This is a genomic window from Methylosinus sp. (genome assembly GCF_036560965.1).
Classification (GTDB): Bacteria; Pseudomonadota; Alphaproteobacteria; order Rhizobiales; family Beijerinckiaceae; genus Methylosinus.
The window spans coordinates 1-14,394 of record NZ_DATBQF010000020.1 but is presented as its reverse complement, the minus strand read 5'-3'; the positions used below and the strand labels follow the sequence as shown (position 1 = coordinate 14,394).

The window sequence follows — 14,394 nt, the reverse complement described above, 5'->3', positions numbered from 1 at the left end:
GGCAGGCCCGCTTTCATCGAAAACGTGGAGGGTCTAAGAGAGCGCCGACGCCGAGGCAGGAGGACCGACCGTGAACGAGCAGACCCCCAATTCCTTCCGCAACGGCCCGGACGAGAACGGCCGCTTCGGCCTCTTCGGCGGCCGCTTCGTCGCCGAGACGCTGATGCCGCTGATCCTCGACCTCGAGCGCGCCTATGGGGCGGCCAAGGCCGACCCTTCCTTCCAGGCCGAGCTGGACAGCCTGCTGAAGCACTACGTCGGCCGGCCGAGCCCGCTCTATTACGCCGAGCGCATGACCGACTATTTGCGCGGCCTGACGGCGGCGGTCGGCGGCGAGGGCGGCGCCAAAATCTATTTCAAGCGCGACGAGCTGAACCATACCGGCGCGCATAAGATCAACAATGTGCTCGGCCAGATTCTGCTCGCCCGCCGCATGGGCAAGAAGCGCATCATCGCCGAGACGGGCGCCGGCCAGCACGGCGTCGCCACCGCCACCGCCTGCGCGCGCTTCGGCCTCGATTGCGTCGTCTACATGGGCGCCGTCGATGTCGAGCGACAAAAGCCCAATGTCTTCCGCATGAAGATGCTCGGCGCGGAAGTCCGCCCGGTGCAGTCCGGCGCGCGCACGCTGAAGGACGCGATGAACGAGGCGCTGCGCGACTGGGTCACCAATGTCGCCGACACTTTCTATTGCATCGGCACCGCCGCCGGCCCGCATCCCTACCCCGCCATGGTGCGTGATTTCCAATCGGTGATCGGCAATGAGGCGAAGGAGCAGATGCTCGAGGCGGAAGGCCGGCTGCCCGATTCGCTCATCGCCTGCATCGGCGGCGGCTCCAACGCCATCGGCCTGTTCCACCCCTTCCTCGACGACGCCTCGGTCGAGATTTACGGCGTCGAGGCCGCCGGCCATGGCCTGGACGTCGAGAACGGCCACGCCGCCTCGCTGGCGGGCGGACGGCCGGGCGTGCTGCATGGCAACCGCACCTATCTGCTGATGGACGACGACGGCCAGATTCTCGAAGGCCATTCGATCTCCGCCGGCCTCGACTATCCGGGCATCGGCCCGGAGCATTCCTGGCTGCGCGACATCGGCCGCGTGACCTATCTCTCGGCCACCGACAAGGAGGCGCTCGCCGCCTTCCAGCTCTGCTCCAAGCTCGAGGGGATCATCCCCGCGCTGGAGCCCTCCCACGCGCTGGCCAAGGTCATGGAGCTGGCGCCGCAGAAGCCGCAGGATCATCTGATGGTGATGAATCTGTGCGGACGCGGCGACAAGGATATTTTCGCCGTGGCGGAGCATTTGGGCGGGATGTGATCTTGCCGGCGGCCGCCTATTGGGTTATATTTTTATATAATACGATAGGGGCACAGCAATGCAGACGGCCAAGCTTCGAAAGGTCGGCGGCTCCGTCATGGTAGCGGTTCCGCCCGCCATGCTCAGCGCGCTCGAGCTCGCAGCCGAGTCGACCGTCGGCCTGTCGGTCGAGGGCGGCCGGCTGATCGTCGAGCCGCAGCCCCGGCCTCACTATTCGCTCGACGAACTTTTGTCCGAGGAGGCTGCTTCGGTCTCCGAGACGGACGAGGTTTGGATGAATTCGCCACCCGTCGGTCGCGAACTTCTCTGATGGATCGAGGCGACATCTACCTCGTCGATCTCGACCCCACAGAGGGCCACGAACAAAAGGGCCGCCGTTGCGTGATGATCGTTTCGGCGAGCCGATTCAACCGGCGTGCGGGCGCGCCGCTCTGCGTGCCGATCACCGGCGGCGGAGGCTTCGCTCGTGCGTCCGGCTTCGCCGTTCCGCTCACGGGAAGCGGGCTGACCACTGACGGCGTCGTGCGTTGCGATCAGGCGAGGACGCTCGATCTACGCGCCCGCGGCGCTCGAAAGCTCGAAAGCGCTCCTGACTACATTGTCGCGGAAGTGATCGCTCGGCTTTCGACATTGCTGGAGTGACGCACCCTCCAGCCATTCCCCTTCGCCCTCCCCTATGCTATCGGCTGCCGCCATGACTTCCGCCACCATGACCACACGCATCGACGCCCGCTTCGCAGCCTTGCGCGCCGAGGGCCGCGCCGCCCTCGTGACCTTCGTCATGGCCGGCGACCCGGACCTCGAGACCTCGCTCGCTCTCTTGAAAGCCCTGCCCAAGGCCGGCGCCGACGTCATCGAGCTCGGCATGCCCTTCACCGACCCGATGGCCGACGGCCCCTCCATCCAGGCGGCCGGGCTGCGGGCGCTGAAGGCCGGGACCACGCTGAACAAGACGCTCGATCTGGTCCGCGCCTTCCGCGCCGTGGATCAGGCCACGCCGATCGTGCTCATGGGCTATTACAACCCCGTCTATGTCCATGGCGTCGCCGCCTTCCTCGAGGAGGCGAAGGCGGCCGGCGTCGACGGGCTCATCATCGTCGATCTTCCGGCGGAGGAGGATGCGGAGCTCTGCCTGCCGGCGCGGGCGGCCGGGCTGAGCTTCATCCGCCTCGCGACCCCGACGACGGATGACAAGCGCCTGCCCAAAGTGCTCGAAAACACCAGCGGCTTCGTCTATTATGTGTCGCTCACCGGGATCACCGGCGCCGCGCTCTCGGATTATTCCGGCGTGTCGGAGGCGGTCGCGCGCATCAAGCGGAGCACGCCTTTGCCGATCGCCGTCGGCTTCGGCGTCAAAACGGCGGCGAACGCCGCCGCCATCGCCAAATACGCCGATGGCGTGGTGGTGGGGACGGCGCTGGTCGACGCTCTGGCGAAATCGCTCGACGCGGAGAAGCGCGCGGGCCCACAGACGGTCGAGGCTGTCGCCTCGCTCGTCGCCGAACTTTCCCGCGGCGTGCGCAGCGCGCGGGCGCAAGCCGCGAGCAAGGATGAGCCCTTCTCGCTGAAAGCGGCCTTGGGAGCGCTCGCGAGGCTCTGGTCATGAACTGGTATTCCAACGTCGTTCCGCCCAAGATCAAAGCCCTCATCAAGCGCGAGGCGCCCGAGAACGCCTGGGTCAAATGCCCGGAGAGCGGCCAGCTGGTGTTCCACAAGGACATAGAGGACAATCTCTATGTCGTGCCGGGCTCCGGCTATCACATGCGCATCCCTGTCGAGGCGCGGCTCGCCAGCCTCTTCGACGACGGCGCGCATGAGCTGATCCCGACGCCGGATGTGCCGAGCGACCCGCTGAAATTCCGCGACATCAAGCGCTATGTCGACAAGATCAAGGAATATCGGCTGAAGACCGGCCATATCGATGCGCTGACCATCGCCTATGGCAAGCTCGAGGGCGCGCCCGTCACCGTGGCGGTGCAGGACTTCGAGTTCATGGGCGGCTCGCTCGGCATGGCGGCGGGCGAGGCGATCATCGCCGGCATGAGCCACGCCATAGAAAAGCGCACGCCCTTCATCATCTTCACCGCCTCCGGCGGCGCACGCATGCAGGAAGGCATGTTCTCGCTGATGCAGATGCCGCGCACCACCATCGCCGTGCGCCGGCTGCGCGAGGCGCGCCTGCCCTATATCGTCGTGCTCACCAATCCGACGACGGGCGGCGTCACCGCCTCCTACGCCATGCTCGGCGACATTCACATCGCCGAGCCCGGCGCGATCATCGGCTTCGCCGGCGCCCGCGTCATCGAGCAGACGATCCGCGAGAAGCTGCCGGAAGGCTTCCAACGCGCCGAATATCTGCGCGACCATGGCATGGTGGACATGGTGGTGCCGCGCACGGAAATGCGTGAGACGCTGGCGCGGGTCTGCGCGCTGCTGACCAAGGCGCCGCGCCGCGCGGCCTAAAAAAGCGAAAGCCATTGCCATGGATCAGCGCGACGCGATTCTGACGCGCTTGCTGGACCTTCATCCAAAGAAGATCGATCTGTCGCTCGGACGGACCGAGAGACTCATGGCCGCAATGGGCCATCCAGAGCAGCGCCTGCCGCCGACCATCCATGTCGCCGGCACCAATGGCAAAGGCTCGACGCTCGCCTTTCTGCGCGCCATTCTGGAGGCGGCCGGACAGCGCGTGCATGTCTACACCTCGCCGCATCTGCTGCGCTTCAACGAGCGCATCCGCCTCGCCGGCCGGCTCGTCGACGACGAGCGGCTGAAGCGCGCGCTGGAAGACTGCGAGCGCGCCAATGGCCAGCGGCCGGTGACCTTCTTCGAGATCACCACGGTCGCCGCCTTCGCGCTCTTCGCCGAGGAGCCGGCCGATTGGCTGCTGCTGGAGACCGGCCTCGGCGGGCGCTATGATTCGACCAATGTGATCGCGCATCCCAGGGCGACGATCATCACCTCCATCTCGCATGACCACACCGAATTTCTCGGCGATACGATCGAGAAGATCGCCTATGAGAAGGCCGGCATCTTCAAGCGCGGCGTTCCGGCCGTCATCGGCTTTCAGCAGGACGCCGCCCGCGCCGTGCTGGAGCGCGAGGCGCGGCGCCTCGGCGCGCCGACGTCGATCGCCGGCGAGGATTTCCACATTCGCGAGGAGAATGGCCGCTTCGTCTACGAGGACGAGCGCGGCCTCTTGGACCTGCCGCTGCCGCGCCTGCCCGGCCGCCACCAGCAGGCCAACGCCGCCGGCGCCATCGCCGCCCTGCGCGCCGTCGCGCCCGAGATCGGCGGCGAGCATATCGAGGCCGGCCTCAGCCGCGCGGAATGGCCGGCGCGGCTGCAATTGCTGTCGCGCGGACGGGTGGCGGAGCTGGTTCCGCCGGGCTCGGAAGTCTGGCTCGACGGCGGCCACAATGACGACGGCGGCCGCGTGCTCGCCGAGGCCATGGCCGAATTCGAGGAGAAATCGGCGCGGCCGCTGGTCTTCGTCTGCGGCGCGCAGGTCACCAAGGACGTGCGCGCGCTGATAATGCATTTCGTCGGCCTCGCCCGCGAGGTCGTCGCCGTGCCGGTGGAGGGCGAGCACAAGAGCTGGCCGCCGGAGGAGATCGCCGCCCTCGCCTGCGCCGAGGGCATGCGGACCGCCGCCGCGCAGAGCGTCGAGGAGGCGCTCGCCATCATCTCGCAGCGAAGCTACGAGACTCCGCCGCGCATTTTGATCGCCGGCTCGCTCTATCTCGCCGCCGGCGTGCTGGCGCTCAACGGCTCGGTCATCGAATAGCTCACGCCGCGGCGAGCGCCTCCAGCAGCCTGCGCGCCGCCGGGCCCGAGGACGCCGGATTCTGCCCGGTGATCAGCAGACCGTCCTGAACGACATACGGCGCCCAGTCGGCGCCTTTGGAGTAGCGCCCGCCCTTCGCCCGAAGCGCGTCCTCGACCAGGAAGGGAACGACATGGGTGAGGCCGACGGCCTCCTCCTCGCTATTGGCGAAGCCGGTCACATTTTTGCCGGCGACCAGCGGCGCGCCATCCGGCCCCACGACATCGCGCAGCACGCCCGGGGCGTGGCAGACGAGGGCGACGGGCTTGCCCGCCGCGACGAAGGATCGGATCAAAGCGATCGAATGCGCATCCTCGGCGAGATCCCATAGAGGCCCATGGCCGCCGGGGTAGAAGACCGTATCGAAATCGGCCTCGCGAAGGCTGTCGAGACGCGCCGTGTCGGCGAGCCGCGCCTCGGCCGTCGCATCCGCCGCGAATCTGCGGGTGAGATCGGTCTGGAAATCCGGCTCGTCGCTCATGGGGTCCAGCGGGGGCCGGCCGCCCGCGGGCGAGGCCAGAACCACCTCCGCCCCGGCGTCCTGGAAGACATAATAGGGCGCGGCGAGCTCCTCCAGCCAGAAGCCGGTCTTGCGGCCGGTGTCGCCGAGCCGATCATGCGAGGTGAGGACGATGAGAATTTTCATAGCTTTCTCCCTGTTCGCGCGCTCGCGGCGATGGATAAATGGCGCGCGCCCCCGGCCGGCGCCCGTCCCGATGAGGGGCCGCGCGCTCGAGCCTACTTGGATTCGGGGAAAATTTGCTCCACAAGCGCGCGGGAAGCGTCTCGCGTGGACGGAGCGAAGTGAATGACCCTGATGTTGACGAGCGTCTCCAGCGTGGCCGAGGCCGAGATCGTTCTGGCCGGCGGGGCGGACGTCATCGACTGCAAGGACGCCTCCCGCGGCGCGCTGGGCGCCCTGCCCCTGGCCGAAATCGCCGCGATCGTCGCAGCCGTCGCCGGACGGCGTCCGGTCAGCGCCGTCGTCGAGCTCTCGCACGACCCCGAGCCGGCGCGACGCGCCATCGAGGAGGCGGCGGCGCTCGGCGTCGCTTTCGTGAAATTCGCTCTGCCCGCGACGCCCGACGCCGAGGCGCTGATCGAGGCGCTGGCGCCGCTCGCGCAGCGCGTGCGGCTCGTCGCCGTCCTCTTCGCCGATCTCGGGCCGGATTTGGAGCTGCTGCCGCGCCTCGCCCGCGCGGGCTTCGCCGGCGCCCTGCTCGACACGGCGCATAAGGGCAAGGGCCGGCTGCTCGAGCATTTCGACATTGGCGCGCTCTCTTCCTTCGTCGAGCGCTGCCATGCGCTCGGCCTCGAGGCGGGCCTCGCCGGCTCGCTGGAGGCGCCGGACGTGCCGCGCCTTCTGGTGACGGGCGTCGAGGTGATCGGCTTTCGCGGCGCGCTCTGCGCGGGCCATGACCGCAGAAGCGCGATCGACGCGCAGGCGGTGGCGCTGATCCGCGACCTCATCCCCGGCGACGTCATCGCCGGCGACGTCCCGCGCGTCCCTTCCGCCGCCTCGCGCGCCGAAACGAAAAGCCCGCGGCCGGCCGCCAATGTCGACTGGTCGCTGGTGGTCGGACGCGGCTTTCTCGAGAGCCGCGAGCGCAGCCGCGAGATCGATCACATTTTCGTGCGCGACCTCGTCATTCCGGTCGAGATCGGCGCCTATGATTTCGAGCGCGGCCGCACGCAGCGCGTTCGCTTCAATGTCGACGTCGATGTGACGCGCGTCTCCGTCAGCGGCGACGACATGCGCAATGTCTTCTCCTATGACGTCATCATGGATGCGATAAAAATGATCCTCGCCTCGGGTCATATCGAGCTCGTGGAGACGATCGCCGAGCGCCTCGCCGAGCTGGTGCTGCGGCACGAGCGCGTGCAGGGCGTGAATGTGCAGGTGGAGAAGCTCGACGTCGCGCCGGGCGCGGTCGGCGTGCGCATCCGCCGCGAGCGCCAGGCCGAGACCGCCAAGGTCCATCACCTCTTTCCGGGCCTCCCCGATGCCGCCGAGCCCAAAAGCTGAGACGCGCCATCTGGTCGCCAAGCTCGGCGGGAGCCTCTCGGCCTCGCCCGCGCTGCGCCGATGGCTCGCCGCGCTGCTGCGCTACGACGGCCCTCTGACGATCGTCCCCGGCGGCGGCCCCTTCGCCGACGCCGTGCGCCGCGCGCAGGAGACGCTGCGCTTCTCCGACGAAGCCGCGCATGAGATGGCGATCATGGCGATGGAGCAATATGGGCGCGCGCTCTGCGACCTCGAGCCGCAGCTCGTCGCCGTCTCGACGCCGCGGGAGGCCGAGGCGGCGCATCGGCGCGGCGCCGCGACGATCTGGCGCCCGGTTGCGATGACGCGCGCCGCTCCCCAAATTCCGCAGAGCTGGGACATCACGTCCGACAGTCTCGCGGCCTGGTATGCGCGCGAAGCAGGAGCAAGCGCTCTGCTGCTGATCAAGAGCGTCGATTGGCGCGCGTCCTCACCTCCCTCTGGAGCGGGGATGTCGAGCGCCGAAGGCGATCGGGAGAGGGCGACCTCCCGAGTCTCGGGGCTCACCCCACCCCGGATCGTTTCACGATCCGACCCTCCCCCTGAAGGGGAGGGTGAGGGCGCCCACACACTCCCTCATGCCGAGGAGCGGCCGCAGGCCGCGTCTCGAAGCGCGCCGGATCGGGAGGCGGCGCAATCCATTGTCGATCCCTGCTTCGCGCATCACGCGCGAGGGCTCGACGTCTTCATCGCCGGCCCCGCGGCGCTGCGCGAGGCGGCGGAAACATTCGGCCGCGGCGCCATTCCCGGCGCCGCCTTCGATTTCACCAGAGAGCAAAGCATCGCATCATGAAAAAGGTGGTCACGCCGCGGTGGGGATGGGCGCTCACCGGCTCGGGACATTTCTTCACCGAATGTCTCGACATCATCCGATCGCTCGATCATGTCGACCTCTTCGTCAGCAAGGCGGCGGCGGAAGTGATCCGCATGTACAAGCACCGGCTCGACGACATGCCCGATCACGTCCGCGTCTTCCGCGACACCACGGCGAGTTCGGTTCCGGTCGGCGGCTTCTATCACAGCTACTACCACACGCTGATCGTCGCGCCGGCGACCTCCAACACGGTCGCCAAATTCGTCTATGGCATCTCCGACAATCTCGCGACCAATGTGTTCGCCCAGGCCGGCAAATGCCGCGTGCCGACGGTCGTCTTCGCCTGCGACACGGCGCCGGAGCTGGAGACGCAGGCGCCCGACCGCAAGGTGATGGTCTATCCGCGCCGCATCGATCTCGAGAACACCGACAAGCTCAAGAACTTCGAGGGGACGCAGGTCGCCGAGAGCCTCGCCGCCCTGCACGAGGCCGTCGAGCGACGGCGCCGCGAGCTCGCCGCCCGGGAGCCGATCGGGAATGTCTGAGCGCCTGCTGTTCCTCACCGGCCATCTCGCTCTGCCGCGCCTCGAGCGCATGCTGGCGGGCTTCGGCGAGGAGGCGAGCGACTGGCGCATCCACGACATCGGCGTGAAGGTCGCGGCGCTGATGACGCAGGAGATCATCCTGCGCCGTCTGCCGCGCCCGCTGGAGGCCGATCGCGTCATCTTGCCGGGCCGTTGCCGCGCCGATCTCGCCGCGCTGGAGCAAGCCTTCGGCGCGCCTTTCGAGCGCGGGCCGGAGGAGATCGCCGATCTTCCGGCTTTTCTCGGCAAGCGCGGCGCCGCGGCCGATCTCTCGCGCCACGACATGCGCATCTTCGCCGAGATCGTCGACGCATCGATCATGAGCGTCGAGGATGTCGTCGCGCGCGCGACCCTGCTGAAGGACGCGGGCGCCGACGTCATCGATCTCGGCTGCCTGCCGGATACGCCGTTTCCGCATATGGAGGAGACGATACGAGCGCTCAAAGAGCGCGGCTTTTCCGTCAGCCTCGATTCGGCGCGGCGCGAGGAATTGGAGCGCGGCGCGCGCGCGGGCGCGGATCATTTGCTCAGCCTCGACGAGCACAGCCTCTCCATCCTGCCCGATCATTCGCCGCTGGTTCCGATTCTCGTGCCCAATCCGCATGGCGATCTCGATTCGCTGCAACGCGCCGCGCGGATCGCGGAGAGCCGCGGAATCGCCTATATTCTCGATCCGATCCTCGATCCCATTCACTTCGGCCTCGCCGCCTCCATCGAGCGCTATGTCGAGACGCGGCGCCGCGAGCCGCGAGCCGAGATGATGATGGGCACGGGCAATCTCACCGAATTGACCGACGCCGATTCGGCCGGCGTCACCGCCATTCTGCTCGGCCTCTGCTCGGAGCTGGACATTCGTCATCTGCTCACCGTGCAGGTGAGCCCGCATACGCGCCGCACCGTGCAGGAGCATGACGCCGCGCGGCGCATGTTGTTCGCGGCCCGCGCCGATCGCGCTCTGCCCAAGGGCTATAGCGACGCGCTGCTGCAGATCCACGACAAGCGCCCCTATGCGGCGACGCCGGACGAGATCGCCGAGCTGGCGCGGCAATTGCGCGACGAGAACTTCCGCATCGAGGTCGCGGAGGACGGGATTCACATCTATGCGCGCGACTTTCATCGCGTCGCGCCGGACGCCATGTCGCTGTTTCCCGAGCTCGGCGTCGAGAAGGACGGCGCGCACGCCTTCTATCTCGGCGCGGAACTCATGAAGGCGGAAATCGCTTTTCGTCTGGGCAAGCGCTATCGGCAGGACGAGCCCTTGGACTTCGGCTGCGCCATGGACAGATCGCGCGAGGACGAGACCCGCCAGCGCGAAGCCGGCCATACGCTGCGCAAGGCGCGAGACTGATTGTCGAACAGGAGCAGCCGATGCCCATGATCCACGAATGCATCGTCACCACCGTCGGAGCCAATGGCCAGACGCATATCGCGCCGCTGGGGCTGATCGAGCAGGACGAATTCTGGATCATCGCGCCCTTCCGCCCCTCGACGACGCTCGCCAATCTCGAGGCCGCGCCTTTCGCCACCGCGAGCTTCGTCGACGATGTGCGCATCTTCGCCGGCTGCGTCTGCGGCAGGGGCGACTGGCCGATGGCGGCCGTCCCCGGCTGGCCGGCGCCGCGCCTCGCCGCCGCCCTCTCGCACGCCGAGCTGGAAGTGGCGCGCAACGAAGGCGATCCGCAGCGCCCGCGTTTTTTCTGCCGCATTCGCAAAATCGTCTCCCACAAGCCGTTTTTGGGATTCAACCGCGCCCAGGCGGCGGTCGTCGAGGCGGCGATCCTGGCGACGCGGCTCGGCATGCTGCCCCGCGAAAAAATCGACACAGAACTGGCGTATCTCCAGATCGCGATCGACAAGACGGCCGGAGCCGCCGAGCGCGAGGCGTGGGAGCTGGTGACGGCCAAGATCGAGGCTTATCTTCAAACGCAGCCGGAATGACCGATTCGCCCTCGGAGGGCGGCGGCGCGCCTGCGCGCGAATTTCGACGCAATTTTTCACGAAGGATGGACCATGTCCGAAGCAATGACGACAGAGCACCTCGAGCATGCGGAACATGCCGAGCATGTCGCCCATGAAGGCACGCCCTTCATGACGCAGGTGTCGGTGACGATCGCCGTATTCGCCGTTGTCGCCGCGACCATCGGCAGCCTGGAGACGATCGAGACGGCCGCCACGCTCGGCGCTCAGAACGCCGCGGCGCTCAGCCAGAGCAAGGCCAGCGACCAATGGGCGTTCTTCCAGGCCAAGAGCATCAAGAAGAGCGTGAATGAGGTCGCCGCGCGGCAGGGCGGTCCGCAGGCCGAGCTGATCGGCCGCGAGGCCAAGCGCTATGACGACGAGAGCAAGGCGATCAAGATCGAGGCCGAGGGGCTCGAGCATCACGTCGAGGAGCATTTGCACGAAGCCGAGCATCACGAGCATCGCCATCACATACTGACGGTGGCGGTCACGCTGGTGCATGCGGCGATCGCCATAGCGACGATCGCGATCATCACCCGCGGCCGCAGATGGCCGTGGTACGGCGGCCTCGCTCTGGCCGCCTCGGGCGTCGTCCTGGCCGGCTACGCCTATATCTGAGCGCCTCTGAACGGCCGGGCCCGCGGCTCAGCGTCGCGGCCGCCCGGCCGAAGCCGGCTCAAAATCCGCGCATTGCCGAGTTTTCGTTCGTAATTTCGTCGACTTATCTCATTTTTTTGCGCGCCGGGACGGTTTCGCTCGGCCCGCGCATGGGTTGTTTTTTCAGCCTCCATTGCGATTTCTCTGGAGGTGGAGTGCCTCCGATGTCTGCATTGAGCGAATGGCTCTTCGGCGCCGACGGTCTGACGCCGCATGGTTTCTGCCTCCTCTGGGAGCCCGGCCTCATCTGGCTCTTCGCGATCTCCGACGGACTGATCGCGCTGGCCTATTTCTCCATCCCGCTGGCGCTGGTCATCATCGGGCAGAGACGCGCCGACCTGGTTTTTCGGCCGCTGCTATGGCTGTTCGCCGCCTTCATCCTGCTCTGCGGCGCGACCCATTGGCTCGATGTCGTCACGCTGTGGAAGCCGCTCTATGGCGTGCAGGGAATCGTCAAGGCGGCGACGGCGATCGTCTCGCTCGGCACGTCGGTCGCGCTGTGGTGGTGGCTGCCGAAATTTCTCGCGCTTCCTTCGCCCGAGCAGCTGCGCGCGGCCAACGCCGCTCTGCGCGAGAGCGAGGAGAGGCTGATCCATGCGCAGAAGATGGAGGCGATCGGCCAGCTGACCGGCGGCATAGCGCATGACTTCAACAATGTGCTGCAGGTCGTCATCGGCTCGCTCGGCGTGATCGAGCGCCAATTGGCGCGCGGGCGCGCCGAGGAGATCGGCCCCGCCGTCGCGGCGATCCGCAAGGCGGCCAGCTCCGCCTCCAATCTCATCGACCGGCTGCTGTCCTTTTCCCGCAGGCAGACGCTATTGCCGCGCGTCATCGAGCCGGACAGGCTCGTCGTCGGCATAGAGGATATGCTGCGGCGGACGCTCGGCGGCGGCATCGAGCTCGATCTGCGTCTCGGGCGCTGCCGGCGCAATGTCGTCTGCGATCCGTCGCAGCTCGAGAGCGCTCTGCTCAATCTGGCGATCAATGCGCGCGACGCCATGCCCGCCGGCGGCGTGCTCGAGATCGCGACGGCCGATCGCCGGCTCGACGCCGATCCCTCCGATCCGGACCTGGCGCCCGGCGACTATGTCGAGATCGCCGTGAAGGACAATGGCTCCGGCATGAGCCCCGACGTGCTGGCGCATGTCTTCGAGCCCTTCTTCACGACCAAGCCGATCGGGCGCGGCACCGGGCTCGGCCTGTCGCAAATCTACGGCTTCGCCAAGCAATCGGGCGGTTTCCTGCGTATCGACAGCGCGCCGGGAAAAGGGACCAGCGTGCGCCTCTATCTGCCGGGGCGCGACCAGCCGGCCACCGCGCCGGAGGAGCCGGCCGCCATGGCGGTCGAGGCTCGGCCGGAGGCCTGCGCCGCCGCGCCATGCGGAAAAACCCTGCTCGTCGAGGATCAGCTGGAGGTGCGCCTCCAGATCGCCGACACGCTCGAGGAGATGGGCTGCGACGTCATCGAGGCCGATGACGGAACCGAGGGGCTGAAGGTGCTCGAATCGGACGAGGCCTTGCGCCTGCTGGTCACGGATGTCGGCCTGCCGGGCGTGAGCGGACGCCAGCTCGCCGAAGCCGCCCGCGCCGCTCGTCCCGATCTTCCGATCCTGCTCATCACCGGCTACGCCGGCAAGTCGCTCGACAGCCTCGATCTCGCATCCAACATCGAGGTGCTGCGCAAGCCCTTCACGCTCGACGAGCTGACGGCTTGCGTGCGTGGCCTGCTGGCGCGCGCAGCCGCCGCCGGCTGAGAGCGTTTCCAGCCGTCGCGGACGCCGGCTCGGCGTCGGAACGCGTCAAAGCAAGGCCTGGCGTCGCGCCACGAGCAGAGCGACCGCTGCGGCCGGCGCGCAATCGGCGGCGGCCTTCGCGGCCTGCGGCGTCGCATCGATGAAATCGGCGACGTCCCGATAGGCGCGCCCCTCGGAGAGCGCCAGACGCGCGACGAGCGCCCGGCCGACGCCGGCGCCGACAATGGGCGCGTCCTCCGTCACAGCGCCGCGCGAGCGCAGCAGCGCGATCCGATCCTCGATCGACCGCATCTGCGCGCGGGCGAGGAAATCCGCGAAAGCGCGCCATTGCGCGGGCGAGGCCTCGACGGCGTCGCGGCCGGCGAGCCGCGCGAGACGAGCGATCGATTCGGCGACGCTCTTGCCGCGCCCATCGGCGGTGGGCTCGGCGTCGGCGTCCTCGGGGAGGTCGCCGAGCACGCGGCGCACATCCGCCATGGTCGCGAAATTTTCGCGCGCCGGCGGCGTCCAGCGGCCGGCGACAGGCGCCAGCGTCACGCCGGCCAGCGGATCGCCGCGCGACACGCCCGTATAGGCCAGTTCGCCATTGGCGAGCCGTTCGGCGTCGCCGCCGCCCAGGGCGCTGACGCGGCCGCTGGACACGGGGACGAGATCGGTCGTCGTCGAGCCCATGTCGACGAGCAGCGCCTCGGGAATGCGCCGCGCCACCAGCTCCGCGCTGGCCCGCCAATTGGCCGAAGCGATCGCCTGCGCGACGTCGCCGATCGCAGCGAAGGGCAGGAAGCCGGCCTCGCCCGCATAGAACAGCGCCTCGACGCCATTCGCGCGCCGCACGAGGGCCGAGGCGATCGTCGCGACGCCGGCGGCGCGCGTCGCGAAAGCGTCGGAGAGCTCGGCGGTCATGGTGACGGCGAGACGCTCGGCCGCGCCGAGGCGGGCCAGCGCCTCCTCTAGCGCGCCCTCGAGCCGCGCGACGCCATAATGCGGATTGCAAGGCAGCAGCAGGACCTCGACGATCCGACCGTCGCGGGCGAGCGCGGCTTTCAGATGCGCGCCGCCTATGTCGAAGCCGATGACGCTGGTCACGCGCGCACTCTTTTTAGCAAGCGAAGGAGAGCCGCTTTAAAAAGCGAAGGGGAGCCGCGAACGGCTCCCCCGAAGATCCTCGAGCTTCGGATGAAGCCGTCAGTTGGCGCCGAAGGGATGCTTGACGTCGTTGCGCTTGGCGACGACTTCAGCGGCCGTCGGCTCGCCCTTGATGGCGCGCGCGATGGCTTCCTTGGTGGCCTGATAGTTATATTCCTGGATCTTCTTGTCGTCGTTGGCTTCCCAATGGATGAACACGCCGACCGAGATGAACAGGTCATCGGCCTCGGCGAGCGGGATCACGCCTTCGGCGACCGAATCGGCGACGGCCTTGGCGACGCCGGCCTGGGCC

General features: G+C 68.0%; 16 protein-coding genes. 13 read left to right on the top strand and 3 right to left on the bottom strand.

Translation table 11 applies throughout. The features are described from left to right. Nucleotides 1-70: 70 nt before the first annotated feature. From trpB to VIF40_RS06355, 6 genes are all read left to right on the top strand, one after another. Complete coding sequence (gene trpB, locus VIF40_RS06380) at nt 71-1,318, top strand: tryptophan synthase subunit beta (protein WP_331936688.1); 1,248 nt, start codon at nt 71-73, stop codon at nt 1,316-1,318. 118 nt (nt 1,319-1,436) lie between these two features. After that, a complete protein-coding gene (locus VIF40_RS06375; RefSeq protein ID WP_331936687.1) occupies nt 1,437-1,628 on the top strand; it encodes an antitoxin in 192 nt (63 codons plus the stop codon). Then, nucleotides 1,628-1,960 (top strand): type II toxin-antitoxin system PemK/MazF family toxin, encoded by a 333-nt coding sequence (locus VIF40_RS06370; RefSeq protein WP_331936686.1) that lies wholly within the window; start codon nt 1,628-1,630, stop codon nt 1,958-1,960. Before VIF40_RS06375 ends, VIF40_RS06370 begins: the two co-directional genes overlap by 1 nt. Nucleotides 1,961-2,027: 67 nt before the next feature. Beyond that, the gene (trpA, locus tag VIF40_RS06365; RefSeq protein ID WP_331936844.1) at nt 2,028-2,924 is read left to right on the top strand and encodes a tryptophan synthase subunit alpha; all 897 of its coding nucleotides are present in this window, start codon (nt 2,028-2,030) and stop codon (nt 2,922-2,924) included. Then, nucleotides 2,921-3,781 carry an acetyl-CoA carboxylase, carboxyltransferase subunit beta gene (gene accD / locus VIF40_RS06360; protein WP_331936685.1) on the top strand — a complete coding sequence of 287 codons (861 nt, stop codon included), beginning with the start codon at nt 2,921-2,923 and terminating at the stop codon, nt 3,779-3,781. The genes trpA and accD overlap by 4 nt, the downstream gene beginning before the upstream one ends. Nucleotides 3,782-3,800: 19 nt before the next feature. Continuing rightward, the gene (locus tag VIF40_RS06355; RefSeq protein WP_331936684.1) at nt 3,801-5,105 is read left to right on the top strand and encodes a folylpolyglutamate synthase/dihydrofolate synthase family protein; all 1,305 of its coding nucleotides are present in this window, start codon (nt 3,801-3,803) and stop codon (nt 5,103-5,105) included. 1 nt (nt 5,106) lies between these two features. On the opposite strand, the gene VIF40_RS06350 is transcribed toward VIF40_RS06355, so the two are convergent. Further along, nucleotides 5,107-5,790, bottom strand: coding sequence for a type 1 glutamine amidotransferase domain-containing protein (locus tag VIF40_RS06350; RefSeq protein WP_331936683.1), 684 nt, complete (start codon nt 5,788-5,790; stop codon nt 5,107-5,109). 162 nt (nt 5,791-5,952) lie between these two features. On the opposite strand from VIF40_RS06350, the gene VIF40_RS06345 reads away from it, so the two are divergent. From VIF40_RS06345 to VIF40_RS06315, 7 genes are all read left to right on the top strand, one after another. Next, nucleotides 5,953-7,170, top strand: a complete 1,218-nt coding sequence (locus VIF40_RS06345) for a (5-formylfuran-3-yl)methyl phosphate synthase (protein WP_331936682.1) — start codon at nt 5,953-5,955, stop codon at nt 7,168-7,170. Beyond that, nucleotides 7,148-7,981, top strand: coding sequence for an aspartate kinase (locus VIF40_RS06340; protein ID WP_331936681.1), 834 nt, complete (start codon nt 7,148-7,150; stop codon nt 7,979-7,981). The genes VIF40_RS06345 and VIF40_RS06340 overlap by 23 nt, the downstream gene beginning before the upstream one ends. Further along, complete coding sequence (locus tag VIF40_RS06335; RefSeq protein WP_331936680.1) at nt 7,978-8,547, top strand: flavoprotein; 570 nt, start codon at nt 7,978-7,980, stop codon at nt 8,545-8,547. Before VIF40_RS06340 ends, VIF40_RS06335 begins: the two co-directional genes overlap by 4 nt. Then, on the top strand, nt 8,540-9,934 hold the full coding sequence (locus VIF40_RS06330; RefSeq protein WP_331936679.1) for a DUF6513 domain-containing protein: 1,395 nt from the start codon (nt 8,540-8,542) through the stop codon (nt 9,932-9,934). The genes VIF40_RS06335 and VIF40_RS06330 overlap by 8 nt, the downstream gene beginning before the upstream one ends. Nucleotides 9,935-9,954: 20 nt before the next feature. Continuing rightward, entirely contained in the window at nt 9,955-10,524 is a 570-nt protein-coding gene (locus VIF40_RS06325) for a DUF447 domain-containing protein (RefSeq protein WP_331936678.1), read from the top strand. 72 nt (nt 10,525-10,596) lie between these two features. Next, on the top strand, nt 10,597-11,163 hold the full coding sequence (locus VIF40_RS06320; protein ID WP_331936677.1) for a DUF4337 family protein: 567 nt from the start codon (nt 10,597-10,599) through the stop codon (nt 11,161-11,163). A 203-nt stretch (nt 11,164-11,366) separates the two neighbouring features. Then, nucleotides 11,367-12,956: an ATP-binding protein gene (locus tag VIF40_RS06315; protein WP_331936676.1), complete on the top strand. Its 1,590-nt coding sequence runs from the start codon at nt 11,367-11,369 to the stop codon at nt 12,954-12,956. Between the two features lie 45 nt (nt 12,957-13,001). Here VIF40_RS06315 and VIF40_RS06310 read toward each other — a convergent pair whose 3' ends face one another. Continuing rightward, entirely contained in the window at nt 13,002-14,042 is a 1,041-nt protein-coding gene (locus VIF40_RS06310) for a hydantoinase/oxoprolinase family protein (protein ID WP_331936675.1), read from the bottom strand. A 99-nt stretch (nt 14,043-14,141) separates the two neighbouring features. Beyond that, nucleotides 14,142-14,394, bottom strand: a 253-nt coding sequence (locus VIF40_RS06305; RefSeq protein WP_331936674.1) for a formaldehyde-activating enzyme, incomplete at its 5' end; no start/stop codon positions are given.